The organism is Streptomyces sp. NBC_00252 (genome assembly GCF_036187565.1).
Classification (GTDB): Bacteria; Actinomycetota; Actinomycetes; order Streptomycetales; family Streptomycetaceae; genus Streptomyces.
Genome location: NZ_CP108087.1, coordinates 8,765,429 through 8,785,343 on the forward strand (window position 1 = coordinate 8,765,429; position 19,915 = coordinate 8,785,343).

18 protein-coding genes are annotated in these 19,915 nt (G+C 68.7%); 13 read left to right on the forward strand and 5 right to left on the reverse strand.

The genetic code is table 11. The annotated features are described in order from the left end of the window. Nucleotides 1-147: 147 nt before the first annotated feature. Nucleotides 148-1,101 carry an ROK family protein gene (locus OHT77_RS38920; RefSeq protein ID WP_328833041.1) on the forward strand — a complete coding sequence of 318 codons (954 nt, stop codon included), beginning with the start codon at nucleotides 148-150 and terminating at the stop codon, nucleotides 1,099-1,101. Between the two features lie 63 nt (nucleotides 1,102-1,164). Here OHT77_RS38920 and OHT77_RS38925 read toward each other — a convergent pair whose 3' ends face one another. Next, nucleotides 1,165-3,177: an NPCBM/NEW2 domain-containing protein gene (locus tag OHT77_RS38925; RefSeq protein ID WP_328833042.1), complete on the reverse strand. Its 2,013-nt coding sequence runs from the start codon at nucleotides 3,175-3,177 to the stop codon at nucleotides 1,165-1,167. A gap of 265 nt (nucleotides 3,178-3,442) precedes the next feature. On the opposite strand from OHT77_RS38925, the gene OHT77_RS38930 reads away from it, so the two are divergent. From OHT77_RS38930 to OHT77_RS38980, 11 genes are all read left to right on the forward strand, one after another. Further along, nucleotides 3,443-4,711: an ABC transporter substrate-binding protein gene (locus tag OHT77_RS38930; protein WP_328833043.1), complete on the forward strand. Its 1,269-nt coding sequence runs from the start codon at nucleotides 3,443-3,445 to the stop codon at nucleotides 4,709-4,711. A gap of 39 nt (nucleotides 4,712-4,750) precedes the next feature. After that, complete coding sequence (locus tag OHT77_RS38935; RefSeq protein WP_328833044.1) at nucleotides 4,751-5,662, forward strand: carbohydrate ABC transporter permease; 912 nt, start codon at nucleotides 4,751-4,753, stop codon at nucleotides 5,660-5,662. Beyond that, a complete protein-coding gene (locus OHT77_RS38940; protein ID WP_328833045.1) occupies nucleotides 5,662-6,582 on the forward strand; it encodes a carbohydrate ABC transporter permease in 921 nt (306 codons plus the stop codon). The genes OHT77_RS38935 and OHT77_RS38940 overlap by 1 nt, the downstream gene beginning before the upstream one ends. A 65-nt stretch (nucleotides 6,583-6,647) precedes the next feature. Then, nucleotides 6,648-7,619 (forward strand): TIGR01777 family oxidoreductase, encoded by a 972-nt coding sequence (locus OHT77_RS38945; protein ID WP_328833046.1) that lies wholly within the window; start codon nucleotides 6,648-6,650, stop codon nucleotides 7,617-7,619. Nucleotides 7,620-7,649: 30 nt separating this feature from the next. After that, on the forward strand, nucleotides 7,650-7,844 hold the full coding sequence (locus tag OHT77_RS38950; protein ID WP_328833047.1) for a hypothetical protein: 195 nt from the start codon (nucleotides 7,650-7,652) through the stop codon (nucleotides 7,842-7,844). Between the two features lie 139 nt (nucleotides 7,845-7,983). Further along, nucleotides 7,984-9,027: an NUDIX hydrolase gene (locus OHT77_RS38955; RefSeq protein ID WP_328833048.1), complete on the forward strand. Its 1,044-nt coding sequence runs from the start codon at nucleotides 7,984-7,986 to the stop codon at nucleotides 9,025-9,027. Between the two features lie 250 nt (nucleotides 9,028-9,277). Next, entirely contained in the window at nucleotides 9,278-11,095 is a 1,818-nt protein-coding gene (locus tag OHT77_RS38960; protein ID WP_328833049.1) for an ABC transporter family substrate-binding protein, read from the forward strand. A gap of 113 nt (nucleotides 11,096-11,208) precedes the next feature. Beyond that, nucleotides 11,209-12,195: an ABC transporter permease gene (locus tag OHT77_RS38965; RefSeq protein WP_266774494.1), complete on the forward strand. Its 987-nt coding sequence runs from the start codon at nucleotides 11,209-11,211 to the stop codon at nucleotides 12,193-12,195. Continuing rightward, a complete protein-coding gene (locus OHT77_RS38970) occupies nucleotides 12,188-13,108 on the forward strand; it encodes an ABC transporter permease (protein WP_328833050.1) in 921 nt (306 codons plus the stop codon). The genes OHT77_RS38965 and OHT77_RS38970 overlap by 8 nt, the downstream gene beginning before the upstream one ends. A 17-nt stretch (nucleotides 13,109-13,125) precedes the next feature. Next, nucleotides 13,126-14,223, forward strand: a complete 1,098-nt coding sequence (locus OHT77_RS38975) for an ABC transporter ATP-binding protein (RefSeq protein ID WP_390918729.1) — start codon at nucleotides 13,126-13,128, stop codon at nucleotides 14,221-14,223. Further along, entirely contained in the window at nucleotides 14,220-15,290 is a 1,071-nt protein-coding gene (locus tag OHT77_RS38980; protein ID WP_328833053.1) for an ABC transporter ATP-binding protein, read from the forward strand. The genes OHT77_RS38975 and OHT77_RS38980 overlap by 4 nt, the downstream gene beginning before the upstream one ends. Here the strand turns inward: OHT77_RS38980 and OHT77_RS38985 are convergent. From OHT77_RS38985 to OHT77_RS38995, 3 genes are read right to left on the reverse strand one after another with little or no spacing between them, the layout of a single operon-like run. Continuing rightward, nucleotides 15,263-16,315 carry a protein kinase family protein gene (locus OHT77_RS38985; RefSeq protein ID WP_328833054.1) on the reverse strand — a complete coding sequence of 351 codons (1,053 nt, stop codon included), beginning with the start codon at nucleotides 16,313-16,315 and terminating at the stop codon, nucleotides 15,263-15,265. The two genes, OHT77_RS38980 and OHT77_RS38985, sit on opposite strands and share 28 nt — an antisense overlap. A 14-nt stretch (nucleotides 16,316-16,329) precedes the next feature. After that, a complete protein-coding gene (locus OHT77_RS38990) occupies nucleotides 16,330-16,626 on the reverse strand; it encodes a DUF1905 domain-containing protein (RefSeq protein WP_328833055.1) in 297 nt (98 codons plus the stop codon). A gap of 38 nt (nucleotides 16,627-16,664) precedes the next feature. Continuing rightward, entirely contained in the window at nucleotides 16,665-18,020 is a 1,356-nt protein-coding gene (locus OHT77_RS38995) for a dipeptidase (RefSeq protein ID WP_328833056.1), read from the reverse strand. A gap of 132 nt (nucleotides 18,021-18,152) precedes the next feature. Between OHT77_RS38995 and OHT77_RS39000 the strand changes: the two genes are divergently transcribed. Further along, a complete protein-coding gene (locus OHT77_RS39000; RefSeq protein WP_328833057.1) occupies nucleotides 18,153-19,415 on the forward strand; it encodes a geranylgeranyl reductase family protein in 1,263 nt (420 codons plus the stop codon). On the opposite strand, the gene OHT77_RS39005 is transcribed toward OHT77_RS39000, so the two are convergent. Then, complete coding sequence (locus OHT77_RS39005) at nucleotides 19,405-19,854, reverse strand: nitroreductase family deazaflavin-dependent oxidoreductase (protein ID WP_266774502.1); 450 nt, start codon at nucleotides 19,852-19,854, stop codon at nucleotides 19,405-19,407. The two genes, OHT77_RS39000 and OHT77_RS39005, sit on opposite strands and share 11 nt — an antisense overlap. Nucleotides 19,855-19,915 lie beyond the last annotated feature (61 nt).

The following is a 19,915-nucleotide window of genomic DNA, read 5'->3' on the forward strand; positions in this document are numbered from 1 at the left end:
GGATGTGGCGTCGAGCATAGAGCCTGGACAACGTTGTCATATGCGAGAGAGACTGTCCACCGATATCAACGGCCTGCGCCCCCACCGCGAGACCGGCCCAACTCACCTTCTGGTGGTTCTCATGTTTGACGGGGAGATCTGACACTGATGCACACCGACCTCGTGGCCGCGCTCGACATCGGCGGCACCAAGATCGCCGGGGCGCTGGTGGACGGCCACGGCAAGATCCTGGTGCGAGCACATCGCCCGACGCCCTCGCAGGACGACGGCGACACCGTGATGCGAGCCGTGGAGGAGGTGCTCGGAGAACTCACCGCATCGCCTTCGTGGTCCCGCGCGGGCGCCCTCGGCATCGGCAGCGCGGGTCCCGTGGACGCCTCCGCGGGCACCGTGAGCCCGGTCAACGTGCCGGGCTGGCGTGATTTTCCGCTGGTGGAGCGGGTGCGTGCGGCGACCGGTGACCTGCCCGTCGCGCTGATCGGCGACGGCGTGGCGATCACGGCGGCCGAGCACTGGCAGGGCGCCGCACGCGGACACGCCAACGCGCTGTGCATGGTGGTCTCGACGGGTGTCGGCGGGGGCCTCGTCCTCAACGGCCAGCTGCATCCCGGGCCGACCGGCAACGCGGGCCACATCGGCCACATCAGCGTCGACCTGGACGGCGACCTCTGCCCGTGCGGTTCGCGCGGCTGTGTCGAGCGGATCGCCAGCGGGCCCAACATCGCCCGGCGGGCGGTCGAGGGCGGCTGGCGGCCGGGTCCCGACGGCGATGCCTCGGCCGCCGCGGTGGCCGCCGCGGCCCGTGCCGGTGACCCGGTCGCCGTGGCCTCCTTCGAGCGGGCCGCGCAGGCGCTCGCGGCAGGGATCGCGGCCACCGCGACCCTCGTCGAGATCGACATCGCCGTGATCGGCGGGGGTGTGGGCAAGGCGGGCGACGTGCTCTTCACGCCGCTGCGCAAGGCGCTGAGCGACTACGCGACGCTGTCCTTCGTGCAGCGCCTCACGGTGACCCCGGCTCAGATGGGCACGGACGCCGGGCTGGTGGGAGCGGCCGCGGCCGCGCTCGCCGGGCAGACGAGCACGACCTCGGCCGTGGTGTGAACCGTCGAGCGGCCGAAACGTTCGTTCAGCGGCTTATGCCTCGCGAACGCCACTTCGCCCGGCTCAGCAGGTGAGTTGAGCGTCCGCCCAGTCCGCGTGGTCCGAGTCGACCCCGTCGCCGCCGTCGGTGACGACGAGTCGGACCACCTGGGCGCCGGTCACGTCCGCCGTGACCGGCTGGGCGGGCATCGCGTTGGTGAGGACGCCGGTCGAGGCGACCTCGGTGCCGTCCGCCCAGATCTCGAAGGCGACGGTGCCGTTGGCGCCCTTCTCGTCGTCCACACCGACGTCCGCGGTGACCTTCTCGCACGCCTTCCCGGTGTAGTACCGCACCTCGCTCTCGGCATGGACACCGAGCCCCTTGGCGTACACCACACCGCCCAAGGTGATCGGATGACCGTCGCCCGCCGCGCTCTCCCCGTTGCTCGTGTTGCGCTCGACCGGCCCGTATCCATTGGCCGTCGACATCCACGGAAGGTCACCGAGATACGAGGTCCCGGCCGGCGGCGCGACCACCACGGACGCGGTGAACGGCAGTGTGCCGGTGACCCGGGTACCGGTCGGCGAGCGGTAACTCGCCCTGAGCGTCAGGTCGTACGACCCCGTCGGTGTTCCGGCGGGAGGGGTGACCGTCCACTTCGTGCGCAGGGCCCGGCCTGTCCGTACGGCCCGCGCGGTCGTCGGGGACGCAGCCCGGATCTTCCAGCCCGCGGGCCCGGTCAGGCCGGTGGAGACGTGTTCGGCGGTCGTCCGGCCGAGGTCGGTGACCGTCGTGGTGAGCGGGGTCGGAGTGCCCGCCTGCACCAACGGGGCGTTCGCCAGGGCGAGTTCGACGGCTGGCGGGTTCTTGAGCGCGTGCCGGTCGGCGGAGACCCGTACGAGGACCGTGCCGTGGGCCGGGACGGTCGCGGAGATCGCGCCCGCGGTGTTGTAGCTCCTGTGCTGCCACAGGTCGCGCAGGGTGTAGGCGCGGGCGCCGGGGAGGCCGACGGCCGCCGCGGTGGTGGCGATGCGCTGGGCGCTGCCGGACTCGTTGAACAGCGCGACCGTACGGCTGCCGTCCTTCATCTCCTTGGCGACGACCCAGCGTCCGCCCTCGGACGTGACAACGTTTCCCTGCTTGCCCAGCGGGTCCTGGTCGACCGCGATGACCTCCTTGTTGTCGAGGATGTCGAAGGTCGCGGGGGTCGCGGTGCGCAGGTCCGAGCCGATGAGGAGGGGTGCGGCCATGATCGACCACAGCGAGAAGTGCGAGCGGTACTCGGTGTCCGTCATGCCGCCGTTGCCGACCTCCAGCATGTCGGGGTCGTTCCAGTGCCCGGGACCGGCGTACCGCGCGAGGGGCAGGTTCTGCTTGAGGATCGACAGCATCGAGCCCCAGTTGTCGCTGATGTCGCCGGTCGTGCGCCACAGATGTCCGATGTCCGAGGCCCATTCCCAGGGTTTGTTCTCTCCCCATTCGCAGATGCTGAAGACGATCGGGCGGCCCGTCGCCTTCAGAGCGTCACGCATGGTGGTGTAGCGCGTCTTGGCGTCCACGCCCTGGTTGTTGCAGTTGTCGTACTTGAGATAGTCCACGCCCCAGTCGGCGAACTGCTGGGCGTCGCTGTACTCATGGCCGAGGCCGCCCGGGAATCCCGCGTCGTTGCATGTCTTGGTGCCGGCGCTGGTGTAAATGCCGAGTTTGAGCCCTTTGGAGTGCACGTAATCCGCGACCGCCTTGATTCCGTGCGGGAATCGGATCGGGTCGGGGACGAGTTTGCCGTCGGCGTCGCGGTTCGGCAGGGCCCAGCAGTCGTCGAGGTTGACGTACTGGTAGCCGGCCGCTTTCAGGCCTTTGGCGACGAAGATGTCCGCGATTCCCTCGACCATGGATTCGTTGAAGTCGGGACGACAGTTGGTGGAGTTCCAGTTGTTGAAACCCATGGGAGGTGTGAGCGCCTGACCGTCCGCCAGGGCGGGGGTCACGGGGTCCTGTGCGACGGCCGGCACGGTGAGGCCGCCCGTGCACAACAGCCCGGTGACGAGGGCTCCGACCAGTCTTCTGCGGGTCGTGCGGGTGTGAAGGTGACGCATCGTGACGTTCCTCCGGACTCGCGAAAGATGGGATGACTACATGTACGTGTCATGGTGCGCGTTTACGGTAGGACGTGTCGGACTCTGTTGGAAGACTTCAGTAACGGTTGTTCGATATCTCGTCATACCTCTTGACTGCACAGTCGCATGGGGGTGAGATCCAACCCTCGCGTTCGGTTGTGTTGGGTGGCACCCCGAGGAGGGGGACATGGCACAGTCATCGTTCGATGGGCTCGTCCTGCCAGCAGGCGTGCCAGGACATCGGATGTCCAGACGGAAACTCCTGCGTGGTGCGGCTCTGGGGGTCGGCGCGGTCACGCTGCCGGCCCTGCTGTCGGCGTGCGGCTCCGGGCCCGGTGGGGACAAGAACGAGGTCTCCGTCGGCTCGAACGCTTCCGACCCCGTACCGAAGAAAGCCTTTGCCGCGGCTTTTGCCGCGTACGAGAAGAAGTCCGGCAAGAAGGTGAAGGTCAACACCAAGGACCACAACGACTTCCAGGAGAACATCAACCGCTATCTGCAGGGTTCTCCGGACGACGTCTTCATGTGGTTCGCGGGATACCGCATGCAGTACTTCGCGGAGAAGGGGCTGCTCAGCGAGATCACCGATGTCTGGAATTCCTTCAACGGGTTCTCGGACGCCCTCAAGGCGCAGTCCACGCACGCCGGCAAGCAGTACTTCGTCCCGTACTACTACTATCCCTGGGCCGTGTTCCACCGGAAGAGCCTCTTCCAGCAGAAGGGCTATGAACAGCCCACGACCTGGGACCAGTTCATCGCGCTCGCCAAGCGGATGAGCAAGGACGGCACACCGGTCGCCTTCTGCGACAAGGACGGCTGGCCCGCCATGGGCACGTTCGACTACATCAACATGCGCCTGAACGGTTACGACTTCCACAAGGCCCTGATGGCCGGCGAGAAGTCCTGGACCGACACCAAGGTCAAGAACGTCTTCGACACCTGGCGCGAGCTGATGCCGTACTACCAGAAGGGCGCCCTCGGCCGGACCTGGGAGGAGGCCGGGCAGGGTCTCCAGAAGCGCGAGACCGCGATGGCCGTCTTCGGGATGCCGCACCCCGGCAGCCAGTTCCCGGCGGACCAGCGCGACGACATCGACTTCTTCGCCTTCCCCGAGATCGACGCGCAGTACGGCCAGGACGCCGTGGAGGCGCCCATCGACGGCTTCCTGATCGCCAAGAAGTCGAAGAACGTCACCGGCGCCAAGGCCCTGCTCAAGTGGCTCGGCACCCCCGAGGCGGAGAACGACTACCTCGCCCTCGACCCGAACAACGTGGCCGTCAACTCGGGCGCGGACACCGCCAAGTACAGCGCCCTGCAGAAGAAGTCGGCCGCACTGGTCTCGGGTGCCAAGCAGATCTCGCAGTTCATGGACCGCGACACCCGCCCCGACTTCGCCTCGACGGTGATGATCCAGTCCATCCAGGACTTCATCAGCAACCCGAAGGACGTCGACGGGCTCTGCAACAGCATCGAGCGGCAGAAGAAGACCATCTTCTCGCAGCCCGTCGGCTGATCACCGCGAGACCGTTCCGTTCCCTGGGAGATACGTTCCGTGGCGCTCACCTCTCCACGGCGCGCCGGAGGACGGCGACTGAGGCGGTTCACCCGCCGTGACGTCGTCGTCCTCGGCGTGCTGCTCGGCATACCCGTCCTGCTCGACGTCGTCATCATCTGGGGCCCGACACTGGCCTCCATCGGGCTGTCCTTCACGGCCTGGGACGGCATCGGCGACATCCACTGGGTCGGCCTGGACAACTACAAGAACCTCGCGACCAACTACCCGCCGTTCTGGCCCGCGGTCCGCCACAACATCATGTGGCTGCTCTTCCTCGGCCTGATCGCGACCCCGTTCGGCCTGCTGCTGGCCGTCGTCATCGACCGGGGCGTCCGCTTCAGCCGCTTCTACCAGTCGGTCCTGTACATGCCGGTGGTGCTCTCGCTGGCCATCGTCGGCTTCATCTCGCAGCTGATCCTGGGCACCGACCAGGGGGTCGTCAACACGATCCTCAACAACCACCAGGATCCGGTCGACTGGCTCGGCAACGCCCACATCAACATCTGGATGATGATGATCGCGGCGAGCTGGCGGCACGTCGGCTACGTGATGATCCTGTACCTGGCCGGCCTCAAGTCCGTCGACCCGCAGCTCAAGGAGGCGGCGTCGATCGACGGCGCGAACGAACGGCAGACGTTCTTCCGCGTGGTGTTCCCGACCATGCGCCCGGTCAACGTCATCGTCGGCGTGATCACGGTCATCGAGGCGCTCCGGGCCTTCGACATCGTCTACGCCGTCAACAAGGGCCGCAACGGCCTGGAACTGCTGTCCGTGCTGATCACCGACAACATCATCGGCGAGGCCAGCCGCATCGGCTTCGGCTCCGCCATCGCGGTCGTCCTGCTCGTCGTCTCCCTGGGGTCCATCGTGACGTTCCTCGTCCAAGAGCTGCGAGGTGCGCGCGACTGATGACCGCAGACATCCGCACCGCACCCGTCCGCCCGGTCACGGCACCGGCCGCCACCCCCAAGTCCCGCCCCCGGCGCGGCCGTTGGGGCGTGCACATCTTCCTGTCGGCGGTCTCGCTCGCGTTCATCGCACCGCTCCTGCTCGCCGTCTACGCCTCGCTGCGTCCCTACGACGAGACGGCGCAGCACGGCTACTTCTCCTGGCCGAAGCACATCTCCCTCACGTACTACCGCCAGGCCTACACCCAGTCCGACATGGGGAAGTACTTCACCAACACCCTGACGATCGCGATCCCCGCCGTCATCGTCACGCTGTTCCTCTCCTCGTTCGTGGCGTTCGCGGTGTCCCGGCTGAAGCTGCGCGGCGGCATCGTCGTGCTGATGTTCTTCACGGCGGGCAACCTGCTGCCCCAACAGGTCATCGTCACCCCGCTGTACGTGCTGTTCAACAAGATCCCGCTGCCGTGGTGGATGTCCGACTCGCTGACGATGTACGACTCCCTGTGGGCCGTGATCATCGTCAACATCGGGTTCCAGATGGGGTTCTGCGTCTTCGTGCTGTCCAACTTCATGCGCACGCTGCCCCAGGAGATCCTGGAGGCGGCGATCGTGGACGGCGCCGGTGTGTGGACCCAGTTCTGGCGCATCACGCTCCCGCTCTGCCGTCCGGCCCTGGCCGCGCTCGCGACGCTGGAGTTCACCTGGGTCTACAACGACTTCCTGTGGGCCCTGATCTTCATCTCCAACCCGGACAAACTGCCGATCACCTCATCGTTGAACAATCTGCGCGGGCAGTTCTTCACGGACTACAACCTCCTCGCGGCGGGCTCGGTCCTGGTCGCCCTCCCGACGATCCTCGTCTTCCTGCTGCTGCAGCGGCACTTCATCGCGGGGCTGACGCTGGGCTCCACCAAGGGGTGACGCGATTGGTTTTGAACACGTTCAAGTTTCTGCGCTAGGCTCCTCCTGACAGAAGGGGGAGCCCGGTGAAGATCGTCATTCCCGGTGGCACGGGACAGGTGGGCTCGGTTTTGGACCGCGCCCTGACCGAGGCCGGTCACGAGGTCGTCGTCCTGACCCGGCGGCCGACGCGCGACCGCGAGGTGTGGTGGGACGGCGAGACCCTGGGCTCCTGGGCCAGGGAGATCGACGGCAGCGAAGCCGTGATCAACCTGGCGGGCCGCAGCGTCAGCTGCCGCTACACCCCCGCCAACCTCAGGGCCATGATGGACTCGCGCGTGCGCTCCACCCGCGTCGTGGGCGAGGCCATCGCCGCCGCCGCGCACCCGCCGCGCGTGTGGCTGCAGATGAGCACCGCCACCGTGTACGCCCACCGCCACGACGCCCCCAACGACGAGGCCACCGGCGTGATCGGCGGCGACGAACCCGGCGTACCCGACTACTGGTCCTACAGCGTCGAGATCGCCAAGGCCTGGGAGCGCGCGCAGGCACGCGCCGACACCCCGGGCACCCGCAAGGTCGCCCTGCGTGCCGCCATGGTGATGAGCCCCGACCGCGGCGGCGTCTTCGACGTCCTGCTGGGACTGGCCCGGCTCGGCCTCGGCGGGCCGGTCGCGGGCGGCGCCCAGTACGTCTCCTGGATCCACGACCAGGACTTCGTGCGCGCCGTCGAGTTCCTCGTCGACCGGGACGACATCGCAGGACCGGTGAACCTCGCCGCCCCCGGCCCGCTCCCGCAGCGCGCCTTCATGCGCGTCCTCCGGGCCGCCCGGGGCATCCCCTTCGGTCTGCCCGCCACGAAGTGGATGGCGGAACTGGGCGCCTTCGCCCTGCGCTCCGACACCGAACTCCTCCTGAAGAGCCGCCGGGTCGTCCCCGGACGGCTGCTCGCGGAGGGGTTCACCTTCGACCATCCGCAGTGGCCCGAGGCCGCCGTGGACCTCGTACGGCGGGCCCGGCACGGGACGGGTTCCACCCGGCGGCCGGTTCGGGCGTGACCCCTGCGCGGTTCGTCAGTTGAACGGGGCATGAAGAAGCGCAGCATGCTGGCCATCGCCTCCCTCGCCACCGGTTTCGTCGTCGCCGCGATCACCCCGTCGCACTCCCACGACCACGACGTGCTCGGCGACCTGAACGTCAAGGACACCGTGGGTGCCATGGATCACCTCGTCAGCGACGGCAGCTTCGCCGCCGACGAGGGTCTCCTGGGACAGAACACCTGATACCACCCGCAAGAGCTCGGCGCCGGTGCCTCGTCGGAGGGGGCACCGGCGCCGTCGTATGCACGCCCTCAACTGCGGCTGGTTTCCGTGGCAGGGTGGAACGGGCAAGCCTCAGGGGGCCAACAGAAGAGGGGGAACTGTGACCGTCGTCTGGATCAACGGCGCGTTCGGTGCGGGGAAGACGACCACCGCACGGGAACTGGTGGACCTGATCCCGAACAGCACGCTCTTCGACCCCGAGGTCATCGGCGGAGCACTGCCTCAGCTGCTCCCGCCCAAACACCTCGCAGAGGTCGGCGACTTCCAGGACCTGCCGATGTGGCGGCGGCTCGTGATCGACACGGCGGCGGCGATGCTCGCCGAGCTGGGCGGGACCCTCGTCGTCCCGATGACCCTGCTGCGCCAGGAGTACCGGGACGAGATCTTCGGCGGTCTCGCGGCCCGCCGGGTCGCGGTCCGGCATGTCCTCCTCGCTCCGGCGGAAACGATCCTGCGCGAGCGAATATCCGGCCGGGAGATCCCACCGGACCTCCCCGACGGCGAGATCAGGACCCGGCAGTGGGCCTACGACCACATCGAGACCTACCGCGCCGCACTCGACTCCTGGCTCACCGCCGACGCCCATTTCGTCGACACCAGCGCGCTCACCCCGTACGAGACGGCCGCCCGCATCGCCGGTGCCGTCGGCAGCGGCACCGTGCCCGTGTGCGACATCGTGCAGACCCCGGAGCCCACCTCCGAGACCCTCGCGGCCGGTGTGCTCCTCTTCGACGAACAGGACCGCGTGCTGCTCGTCGACCCCACCTACAAGGCCGGCTGGGAGTTCCCCGGCGGCGTCGTCGAGTCCGGCGAGGCGCCCGCCAGGGCCGGCATGCGTGAGGTCACCGAGGAGACCGGCCTCGTCCTCGACGACGTGCCCCGGCTGCTCGTCGTCGACTGGGAACCACCCGTGCCGCCCGGCTACGGCGGACTGCGCCTCCTCTTCGACGGCGGCCGGCTCGACGCCGACGTGGCCGGTCAACTGCTGCTGCCCGGACCGGAGTTGCGCGGCTGGTGCTTCGCCTCCGAGGAAGAGGCCGCGGATCTGCTGCCGCCGGTCCGCTACGAGCGGCTGCGCTGGGCGCTCAGGGCCCGGGAACGCGGCGCCGCGCTGTATCTGGAGGCGGGCGTTCCCGTTGGCTGACGACTCGTCAATGTGTGGTCTGATCAACGATGTTGGACGGGACTTTGCTCTTCCGGGGACACCACCTGGCGATTTTGCGGGGCGTGGGTCATTCCGATAACAAAGCGAGGGTGAATTGTCGCCTTCCCGGTATGAACAAGAACGTGAAGAAGGTACATCCGAGCTCTAACGTCTTTGCGCAGCTCAGTTCTCTCGCGGCCGCCGGCCGCCTTGACGGGACCGGACCTTCAGCCGGTCGAAGGAGAGGAACATGCGCGCGCCATCCTCGGCCCTCACCCGGGCCCTCACCCTCGCCGCCGGGCTCGCCCTGGTGCTCACCGCCTGCAGCAGCGGCGGCGGGGGCGGCGGCTCCGGCAAGAGCAGCTCGGCCGGACTCACGTCCTGCAACACCGTGGGCAAGGCCAACACCTGCAACACGGCCGGCACCAAGTCCGGCGGAACGTTCACCTACGTGCTGGAGAAGAACATCCAGCAGTGGAACGTCCAGGACGTCAACGGCAACACCTTCGAGAACGGGGAGGCCCTGGAGGTCGTCCTGCCGCAGGTGTTCGTCCCCCAGCCGGACTTCACGGTCGTCCTCAACACCGACCTGGTGACCTCGGCCACCCAGACCGGCACCAGCCCGCAGACCATCGTCTACAAGATCAACCCCAAGGCGACGTGGAACGACGGCACGCCCATCACCGCCGACGACTTCACGTACTACTGGCGCACCAACAACGGCAAGGACTGCCCGCCGCCGCCCGCCAGCGACTCCACGCAGACCCACGGCTGTCTGCCGCAGAGCACCGCGGGCTACGACCGCATCAAGTCCCTCACGCCCTCCGACAACGGCAAGACCTTCACCATGGTGATGTCGCAGCCGTACTCGGACTGGAAGTCCCTGTTCGGCGCGGGCTATCCGCTGTACCCGGCGCACACCGCCGAGAAGATCTCCGGCGCCAAGGCCGGTGACGCCACCGCCATGACGGCCGCGCAGATGGCCACGGCCTGGCAGTACTTCCTGAAGACGCCGCCCACCAAGTACCCCACGGCGGGCGCCTACAAGATGCAGCAGTGGGTCGACAACGACCACGCCACCTACGTGCCCGACCCCAAGTGGACCGGCGCGAAAAAGGCCACCCTGCAGCGGCTGATCTTCAAGGTGATCTCGGACGCCACGCAGGAGCCGACAGCCCTGAAGAACAACGAGGTCCAGGCGATCTACCCGCAGCCCGAGGTGGACCTGGTGAACCAGGTCAAGGACATCCCCGGCATCACGTACACCATCGGCAACGGGCTGACCTGGGAGCACTTCGACCTCAACCTGCACGACCCGGTGATCGGCAAGTACCTGGCGCTGCGGCAGGCGATGTTCACGGCGATCAACACCAAGGACATCATCGCCAAGACGGTCGGCCAGTTCGACCCGGCCGTGAAGCCGCTCGGCAACCACAACTTCGTTCCCGGGCAGGCCGGTTACAAGGACGTGGTCTCCGGCACCGGTCAGGGATCGGGTGACCTGACCAAGGCGAAGGCGTATCTCACGGCCGCCAAGTTCACCGGCGTGGGCACCGCGTTGAAGACCCCGGACGGCAAGGCCGTCGGTCCCTTCAACTGCCGCTACACCACCGGGAACCAGATCCGGCAGAGCGAGTGCCAGATCCTGCAGAGCAACCTGGCGAGCCTCGGCATCAAGATCACCATCAAGCCGATCGGCGCCGCCGACCTCGGCACGGTCCTCGCCGGGCACCAGTACGACATCATCGTCTTCGCCTGGGTCGCCGCACCGTTCCCGAGCAGCGGCGCCCAGCAGAACTGGTTCACCGGCGGTGGCGGCAACTACGGCGGCTACAGCAACAAGAAGGCCGACGCCCTGATCTCCCAGGCCGTGGGCGAGACGGACGCCACCAAGTCCGCCGCGCTCCTCAACCAGGCCGACCAGCTCATGGTGAACGACGCCTACGTCCTGCCGCTCTACCAGAAGCCGACGTTCTTCGCGACACAGACCAGGTTCGTCAACATGCGGAACAACTCCACCAACGTCGGACCGGCCTACAACACCGGCACGTGGGGCCTGAAGAAGTAGTCCTACGACCGACAGCTCCACCGGCACGCCCGTCGCGCCCGGCCCCGCGGACAGCGGGGCCGGGTCCGGCCCGGACGGCATCCACGACCCGCCGGCCCCCGAGAGAAGACCGCATGCTCGCCTACACCGTGCGTCGCATCCTCGTCTCCATACCCGTCCTGATCATCTCGACGTTCGTCGTGTTCCTCGTGGTCATCAACTCCGGTGACCCGGTGGCGAACTTCGCCACCTCGCGCCAACCCGCGCCCAGCAAGGCGGCGGTGGCCGCCTTCGCCCGCCACATTCACGCCAACCAGCCGGTGATGGAACGCTATTGGAACTGGATCACCGGCGTCCTGCACGGCGACTTCGGCCCGTCCGTGCAGGCCAACCTGAACATCGGGCACGACCTGTTCACCCGCTTCAAGGTGACCATCACCCTGGTCGCCGCAGCGATGATCCTCGCGCTCATCCTGGCCGTGGTGTTCGGGGTGTTCAGCGCGATCCGCCAGTACTCGGCCGCCGACTACACCATCACCTTCTTCGGCTTCCTGTTCCTCGCGATGCCGGTGTTCTGGTTCGCGGTGCTGCTCAAGCAGGCCGGGATCTGGTTCAACCAGAAGACCGGCAGCCAGTTCCTCGGCACCATCGGCGAGAAGTCGCCGTACCTCGAAGTCGACACCACCTGGAACCAGTTCACCGATCACGTGGGCCATCTGATCCTGCCCACCATCACCCTCGCGCTGGTCTCCTTCGCGTCCTGGACCCGCTACACCCGCGCCTCCATGCTGGAGGTCCTCAACAGCGACTACGTACGGCTCGCCCGCGCCAAGGGGCTGCGGCGAGGCAGGGTGATGACCCGGCACGCGCTGCGCACCGCCCTCATCCCGCTCGCCACCGTGACCGCGCTCGACATCGCGATCATCCTGGGCGGCGCGGTGATCACGGAGACGATCTTCCAGTGGCACGGCATGGGCGAGATGCTGGTCCAGGCGGCGACCACGCTCGACGTCTACCGCACCATGGCCTGGCTGCTGCTCTCCGCCGTCGTCGTCATCGGGTTCAACCTCATCGCCGATCTGCTCTACGCCGTTCTCGACCCGAGGATCCGCTATGACTGACATCGAGGCACCGGGGTCCGCGGGCACTCAACTACCGCGCGGGGACAACGAGTTCACCGTACGGCAGCGCACCCAGACCCAGCTGGTGCTGCGCCGCTTCGTGCGCCACCGGGCCGCGATGGTCAGCCTGGTCGTGTTCGTGCTGATCATCCTGTGGGCGTTCATCGGCCCGCACCTGTGGCACTACTCGTACCAGAAGTACACCGAGGACAACTCCAAGCCCCCTTCCCTCAAGCACCCGTTCGGCACCGACTCCTCGGGCTACGACGGCTACGCACAGGTCATGCGCGGCACCCAGACCTCGCTGAAAATCGCCATCATGATCGCGCTCGGCTCCACGCTGCTCGGCGCGGTCTGGGGAGCCGTCGCGGGCTTCTACCGGGGCATCGTCGACGCGGTCATGATGCGCATCGCGGACCTGGTGCTGACGCTGCCGCTGTTCGCGATCGCACTGGTCATCTCCTCGCGTACCGGTGGCTCCTGGTACTGGATCGCCATCGTGATCGCCGGACTCACCTGGGCGTACGTGGCCCGTGTGGTGCGCTCGGCCGTCCTGTCGCTGCGCGAGAAGGAGTTCATCGAGGCGGCACGCGCGCTCGGCGCCTCGGACACCCGGATCATCTTCCGGCATCTGCTGCCGAACGCGCTGGGCCCGATCATCGTGAACGCGACGATCCTGGTGGCGACCGGCATCCTCACCGAGACCGCGCTGTCCTTCCTCGGCTTCGGCGTCCAACCCCCGGACACATCCCTGGGGTTGCTGGTCTCCCAGGCGCAGACGGCGGTCGACACCCGGCCCTGGCTCTTCTACATCCCCGGCGCGTTCATCATCGCCATCGCGCTGACCATCAACTTCATCGGCGACGGACTGCGCGACGCCTTCGACCCCCGGCAGCAAAGGGTGCGACAGTGACGACCACGAGTCATGGAGTGCGGGAGGTCCCCGTGACGTCCGCCGTGCTCGAAGTCGAGGACCTCAGCGTGGAGTTCGCCACCGAGGACGGTCTGGTACGGGCCGTCCGCGGCGTCGGCTACCGGCTCGACCGGGGCGAATCGCTGGGCATCGTAGGGGAGTCGGGGTCCGGGAAGTCGGTGACCGCGCTCGCCGTGATGGGGCTGCTGCCGTCCGGTGCCAGGGTGCGCGGCTCGGTCCGCTTCGAGGGCACCGAGCTGCTCGGCCTGTCCGACGCGCGCCTGTCCGACCTGCGCGGCAGCGGCATCGCGATGATCTTCCAGGACCCGATGACCTCCCTCAACCCCGTCTACAACGTGGGCTATCAGATCGCCGAGACCCTGCTCCGCCACAACCCCGAGATGAAACACAAGGACGCCCGCAGCCGGGCGATCGAACTGCTCGGCACGGTCGGCATCCCCAGCCCGGAACGGCGCGTCGACAACTACCCGCACGAGATGTCGGGCGGCATGCGCCAGCGCGTCGTCATCGCCATCGCGATGGCCAACGACCCGGACGTCATCATCGCCGACGAGCCGACCACCGCCCTCGACGTCACCGTGCAGGCGCAGATCCTCGAGGCCCTGGAGACCGCCCGCGCCGAGACCGGCGCGGCGCTCGTCCTCATCACCCACGACCTCGGGGTGGTCGCCGGCCACACCGACCGGGTCGCGGTCATGTACGCCGGACGGATCGTGGAGACCGGCTCCGTCGAGGACATCTTCTACACCCCGCGCATGCCCTACACCCTGGGCCTGCTCGGCTCCCTGCCCCGCATGGACCGCGAGGAGGCACGGCTCACCCCCATCACCGGCTCACCGCCCAGCCTGCTCAACCTGCCACCGGGCTGCCCCTTCTCGCCCCGCTGCCCCATGCGCCGCGACGTGTGCGACACCGACGAACCCGCGCTGCGCAGGGCCGGGGGAGACCTGCACCTCAGTGCCTGTCACTTCGCCGACGAACTCGTCGACACCGGCGCCGGACAGGTCTTCGACGCGGTCGGCGCGGACACCGAGGCTTTGGCCCGGTTCGCCGACGCGGCCCCCGTCACGAACCCCGAGGAGGACGCCGTATGACCGCGCCCGTGCGGGCCGCCGACCCGCTGCCGCCGCTGCCCGGCCACGGCGGAACCGGTGAACCGGTCCTCCAGGTGAGGGACTTGGTCAAGCACTTCCCGGTGATGTCCAAGGGCGTCATCCGCCGCCGCGTCGGCGACGTGCACGCCGTGTGCGGCGTCTCCTTCGACCTCTACGAGAACGAGACCCTGGGGCTGGTGGGGGAGTCGGGCTCGGGCAAGACCACGATCTCCCGTACCGTCCTCGGCCTGGAGCAGGCCACGTCGGGTCAGGTGCGCTACAGCGAGCACGAGCTCACCGGGCTGAGCCGACGTCAGATGCGGCCGCTGCGACGGGAGTTGCAGATCGTCTTCCAGGATCCGTACGCCTCCCTCGACCCGCGGATGACCGTCCACGAGATCGTCGCCGAACCCCTGCGCATCCACGGCCGGTACGGAGCCGGGGCGGGCCGCGAGGTGAGCGAACTCCTGCGTCTCGTCGGGCTCAACCCCGAGCACGGGAACCGCTTCGCCCACGAGTTCTCCGGCGGGCAGCGCCAACGCATCGGCATCGCGCGGGCGTTGGCCCTGCACCCGAAGGTGATCATCCTCGACGAGCCGGTGTCGGCGCTCGACGTGTCGATCCAGGCGGGCGTGCTCAACCTGCTGATGGACCTCCAGAGCGAACTGAACCTGTCCTTCCTCTTCGTCGCCCACGACCTGTCGGTGATGCGGCACGTGGCGGGGCGGGTGGCCGTCATGTACCTCGGGCGGCTGGTCGAGATCGCCCCGGCGCGGCAGCTGTTCACGCATCCGGCGCACCCGTACACCCAGGCCCTCGTCTCGGCCATCCCGCTGCCCGACCCGCGCAAGGAACGCGCCCGCACCCGCATCACCATCCAGGGCGACGTCCCGAGCCCGGTCCGTCCGCCCAGCGGCTGCCGCTTCCGCACCCGCTGCCCCAAGTTCGCCGACCAACTCACCGACAGCGAACGGACGTCGTGCGTCGAGGAGATACCGGCGCTGGTGGACCGGGGCGGGGGGAACCCGGTCGCCTGTCACTACGCGGAGAGCGTGGAGTTGTTGTAGGCGCGGTTCAGTTCGTCGACCGGGTACGGAGTGAGCCGACTCTCGTTCTGCACACGGCGGTTGAAGTCCGCCAGCACGGCGGTGAGCGGTGCGTGCCGGGTGATGATCGAGGCGGCGGCGTCGGGGACCCCGGCGGGCCGCTCGCCGTCGGCGCAGGCGCGCACGAAGGCCTCGCGCTCGGGGAGGTCGTACCCGTACAGGGCGACGACGAGCCAGTTCACCAGCCGGGCGGTGGCGTAGAAGCGGTCGTAGTGCCGGTGCCGGTCGAAGAACTTGCGCTCCTCGGGGGCGAGTCGGAAGCGGGACGAGACGGCCAGGCCGTAGTCGGCGAGACAGAGCTGTCGGCCGTCGGTGAGGATGTTCTCGAAGTGGGCGTCGAAATGCAGCAGTTGTCGCTCGTGGAGGAAGTCGGTGGTGGTCCTGAGCTGCTGCTCCACGAGAGTGCAGGCGGTGTCCGGATCGCCGGTGCGCAGCTGCTCGTCGAACCAGTCGTGGAGCGTGTGCGGGAAGTGTTCGACGAACAGGGTCAGGCTCGCGCTCGCCGTGCGCCGCGCCTCGATGTGCTCACGCACCTGTCGGGCACCGCCCCAGTAGGCCACGACCCTTTCCACATCGGCCAGTTCCTCGTGCAGGGGCTGGGGCGTGTCGGGCAGCACCCGCCAGTGGTGCAGCAGCGGAAAGCCCGGGAACCGGTCCGCCAGTACCCAGTTCGTGGTCATCGTGTGCACGGCCAGCTCGCGCCAGACACCGAAACCCGGACTTCCGAGGCCGTAGTGGCAATAGGCGGGCATCCCGAACACGTTGGCCGTCGACCGCACGTTCTCCGGCCGCCGCTCCACGTCCGTGAGCGGCATCCGCTTCACGAACACCTTCCGGCCGTCCACCTCGATCAGCACCGTGCGCCCGCCGATACCGGTCCCCAACGGAGAACCCGCGTCGACCAGTTCGGCGAGTTCGTGGTCGGAGAGCAGCGCGAGGGACGTGGCGATGTCGGTGTGCGCGGCGACGCGCTCGGTGCGGGACATGCCACCATCCTCGTTCAGGCGGTGCCGAGCCGGACGGTCATCGCCACGGTCACCTCGTCGTCCGCCGCGAGACCCCGCGGTGTGCGCACGGCGTTCTTGAGCGGCAGCAGATAGCCGCCGTCCTTGGGGAAGAGCGATGTGGTGAAGACCACGTCACCGATCCTGGCCTCGACCGGGATCACGCCCCAGCCGTACGAGGCCAGGGCGGCGACCTCACGGATGTCGGCCGACTCCTCGTCCGGTACGGGGACGAAGTAGTACGGCGAAGGGCCGCGCCACTCGATCACCCGGCCGGTGAAGACGAGCCTCATCGCCGCGCCGCCCTTCCTCAAGGACCGTCGGTCCAGGCTCAGTTGGCCGCGTAGTTCTGCAGGAACAGCGCCTCCGCCACCGACAGCCGCTCCAGCTCCTCGGGCGACACGCTCTCGTTCAGCGCGTGGATCTGGGCCTCCGGCTCGCTGAGGCCGATGAGGAGGATCTCCGCCTGCGGGTAGAGGGCCGCGAGGGTGTTGCACAGCGGGATGGAGCCGCCCTGACCGGCGTACTGCATCTCCTCGCCGGGGTAGGCGACCGCCATCGCGTCGGCCATCGCCGTGTACGCCGGGCTGGTCGTGTCGGCGCTGAACGGCTGGCCCTGACCGATCTGTTCGGTGCGGACGCGGGCGCCCCACGGGATGTGGGACTCCAGGTGGGCCTGGAGCAGCTTGGTCGCCTCGGCGGCGTCCGTGCCCGGCGGCACCCGCAGGCTGACCAGCGCCCGGGCGCCGGCCTGCACGGACGGGGTGGCGCCGACGACCGGCGGGCAGTCGATGCCGAGGACGGTGACGGCCGGGCGCGCCCAGATGCGGTCGGCGACCGCACCGGAACCGATCAGCTCGACGCCGTCCAGCACCTTGGCGTCCTTGCGGAACTGCTCCTCCGCGTACGTCAGCCCGTCCCAGGAGGACTCTGCGGCGAGGCCCTCGACCGTCGTGGAGCCGTCCTCGGCGCGCAGCGAGTCCAGGACGCGGATCAGCGCGGCCAGCGCGTCGGGCGCGGCACCGCCGAACTGGCCGGAGTGCAGATTGCCTTCGAGGGTGTCGACCTGCACCCGCAGCATGGTCATGCCGCGCAGGGTCGAGGTGACCGTCGGCAGCCCGACCCGGAAGTTGCCCGCGTCGCCGATGACGATGGTGTCTGCCTTCAGCAGCTCAGGGTGGTCCTCGGCGTACCGCTCCAGACCGCCGGTGCCCTGCTCCTCCGAGCCCTCGGCGATCACCTTGACGTGCACCGGGATGCCGCCGTTGGCCTTGAGGGCGCGCAGCGCGAGCAGGTGCATGATCACGCCGCCCTTGCAGTCGGCGGCCCCGCGGCCGTACCAGCGGCCGTCGCGCTCGGTCAGTTCGAACGGCGGGGACGTCCAGCCGGCCACGTCCAGCGGGGGCTGCACGTCGTAGTGGGCGTACAGCAGCACGGTCTTGGCGCCCTCCGGGCCGGGCAGGTAGCCGTAGACCGACTGGGTGCCGTCCGGGGTGTCGAGCAGGGCCACGTCCTGGAAACCCTCGGCGCGCAGCGCGTCGGCGACCCAGTTCGCGGCGCCCTCGCTCTCGCTCTTCGGGAACTGGTCGAAGTCCGCAACCGATTGGAAGGCCACCAGCTCGGTGAGCTCCCTCCGCGCCGTGGGCATGAGCGAGGCGACGGTCTCGGCGACCGGATTCGACGACATGGGCACGCTCCTTGTGGGTGCGACGTTGTACGAATGATGCCGACGATCCTCCCACAGCGGTCTGTGGCGATGTCCGCCGTAGGATGCGGGGGACAGGTGCGGCAGCGGCTTGATCGGGAGCAGTAGACCATCGTGAGCAGCGAGAACTCTTCGGCGGACGACGAACAGCGGGTGTGGGACGTCGTCGTGGTGGGCGCGGGACCCGCGGGGGCTTCGGCCGCCTATGCGGCGGCGGTCGCGGGACGGCGCGTGCTGTTGCTGGAGAAAGCCGAGCTGCCCCGCTACAAGACATGCGGCGGCGGCATCATCGGACCTTCGCGCGACTCCCTCCCGCCCGGCTTCGAACTGCCGCTCAAGGACCGGGTGCACGCCATAACGTTCTCGAACAACGGACGTTTCACGCGCACCCGCCGCTCCCGGCAGATGCTGTTCGGGCTGATCAACCGGCCCGAGTTCGACCAGCAGCTCGTCGAGCACGCGCAGAAGGCGGGCGCCGAGCTGCGCACGGGCGTCACCGTGACGCGGGTCGAGCAGCACGGCTCGGCGGTCCCGGACCGGCGTACGGTCGCGGTCGTCCTCCAAGGCGGCGAGACGGTGCTCGCGCGGGCCGTCGTCGGCGCCGACGGCAGTGCCAGCCGCATAGGGGCGCACGTCGGCGTCAAGACCGACCAGGTGGACCTCGGGCTGGAGGCGGAGATCCCGGTGCCGGAGACGGTCGCCGAGGACTGGAAGGGCCGGGTGCTCATCGACTGGGGCCCCATGCCCGGGAGTTACGGCTGGGTCTTCCCCAAGGGCGACACGCTCACGGTCGGCGTGATCTCCGCGCGCGGTGAGGGCGCCGCCACCAAGCGGTACTTGGAGGACTTCATCGCCCGGCTCGGCCTCGCAGGCTTCGAACCGAGCATCTCCTCGGGGCACTTGACCCGCTGCCGGGCCGACGACTCGCCGCTCTCCCGCGGTCGCGTGCTGGTGTGCGGCGACGCGGCGGGACTGCTGGAGCCATGGACCCGGGAGGGCATCTCGTTCGCGCTGCGGTCGGGGCGGCTCGCGGGGGAGTGGGCCGTGCGGATCGCCGAGGCGCACGACGCGGTGGACACCCGCCGCCAGGCGCTGAACTACGCCTTCGCGATCAAGGCGGGCCTCGGCGTCGAGATGAGCGTCGGCAAGAGCATGCTCGCGATCTTCGAGCGGCGCCCCGGCCTGTTCCACGCCGCGCTCACCGGCTTCCGGCCGGCCTGGAAGGCGTTCATGGACATCACCCGGGGCTCGACGACGCTTGGCGAACTCGTGCGCAGCCACCCGATGGCCCAGCGCGCGCTGACCGCGATCGACCGGAGGAACGCGGAGCCGGTGGAGCCGCCCGAGGAGCCCGCGGAGGACGAGGTCAGCTCCTGACCGTGACGTGGAAGACGGGGTGGTCGGGGGCGATCCGGCGCAGCTCGTCGTCGGAGGAGTCCGGGCCGACTCCTCCGAAGAACACCCCGACCTCGGCCTTCCACCGCTTGAGGTAGGCACGCAGCAGCGGCACCTTGTCGTCGCCGGTGACCTCGGTCGCGGTGAACACGTCCACCTTCTTGCCGAGCCGCAGCTCTCCGCCGCCCGCCGCCCGCATGTTGTGCGTCCACTGGACGTGCCCGCGCGGGGCGACGAGGTACTGCTGTCCGTCCACCGTCAGCAGGTTCACCGGGGTGGTCCGCCACTCGCCGCTCTTACGGCCGCGGACCGCCAGCACCCGTGAACCCCACACGCTGAGACCGCGGCGGGTGGACCAGGCGACGGTGCGGTTGAGGACGTTCACGGTGAACCAGCCGGGCTTCTGGACGTGCGTGGTCATGACTGCTCCCAGGGTGTGGAGAGCGCGGCTCACTTTTGTGAGCACTGCTCTCGCTCTCGTG

Coding starts and splice junctions, on each gene's coding strand:
- OHT77_RS38920 (WP_328833041.1), top strand. CDS start 148: ATGCACACCGACCTCGTGGCCGCGCTCGACATCGGCGGCACCAAGATC.
- OHT77_RS38925 (WP_328833042.1), bottom strand. CDS start 3,177: ATGCGTCACCTTCACACCCGCACGACCCGCAGAAGACTGGTCGGAGCC.
- OHT77_RS38930 (WP_328833043.1), top strand. CDS start 3,443: ATGTCCAGACGGAAACTCCTGCGTGGTGCGGCTCTGGGGGTCGGCGCG.
- OHT77_RS38940 (WP_328833045.1), top strand. CDS start 5,662: ATGACCGCAGACATCCGCACCGCACCCGTCCGCCCGGTCACGGCACCG.
- OHT77_RS38950 (WP_328833047.1), top strand. CDS start 7,650: ATGAAGAAGCGCAGCATGCTGGCCATCGCCTCCCTCGCCACCGGTTTC.
- OHT77_RS38960 (WP_328833049.1), top strand. CDS start 9,278: ATGCGCGCGCCATCCTCGGCCCTCACCCGGGCCCTCACCCTCGCCGCC.
- OHT77_RS38965 (WP_266774494.1), top strand. CDS start 11,209: ATGCTCGCCTACACCGTGCGTCGCATCCTCGTCTCCATACCCGTCCTG.
- OHT77_RS38970 (WP_328833050.1), top strand. CDS start 12,188: ATGACTGACATCGAGGCACCGGGGTCCGCGGGCACTCAACTACCGCGC.
- OHT77_RS38980 (WP_328833053.1), top strand. CDS start 14,220: ATGACCGCGCCCGTGCGGGCCGCCGACCCGCTGCCGCCGCTGCCCGGC.
- OHT77_RS38985 (WP_328833054.1), bottom strand. CDS start 16,315: ATGTCCCGCACCGAGCGCGTCGCCGCGCACACCGACATCGCCACGTCC.
- OHT77_RS38990 (WP_328833055.1), bottom strand. CDS start 16,626: ATGAGGCTCGTCTTCACCGGCCGGGTGATCGAGTGGCGCGGCCCTTCG.
- OHT77_RS38995 (WP_328833056.1), bottom strand. CDS start 18,020: ATGTCGTCGAATCCGGTCGCCGAGACCGTCGCCTCGCTCATGCCCACG.
- OHT77_RS39005 (WP_266774502.1), bottom strand. CDS start 19,854: ATGACCACGCACGTCCAGAAGCCCGGCTGGTTCACCGTGAACGTCCTC.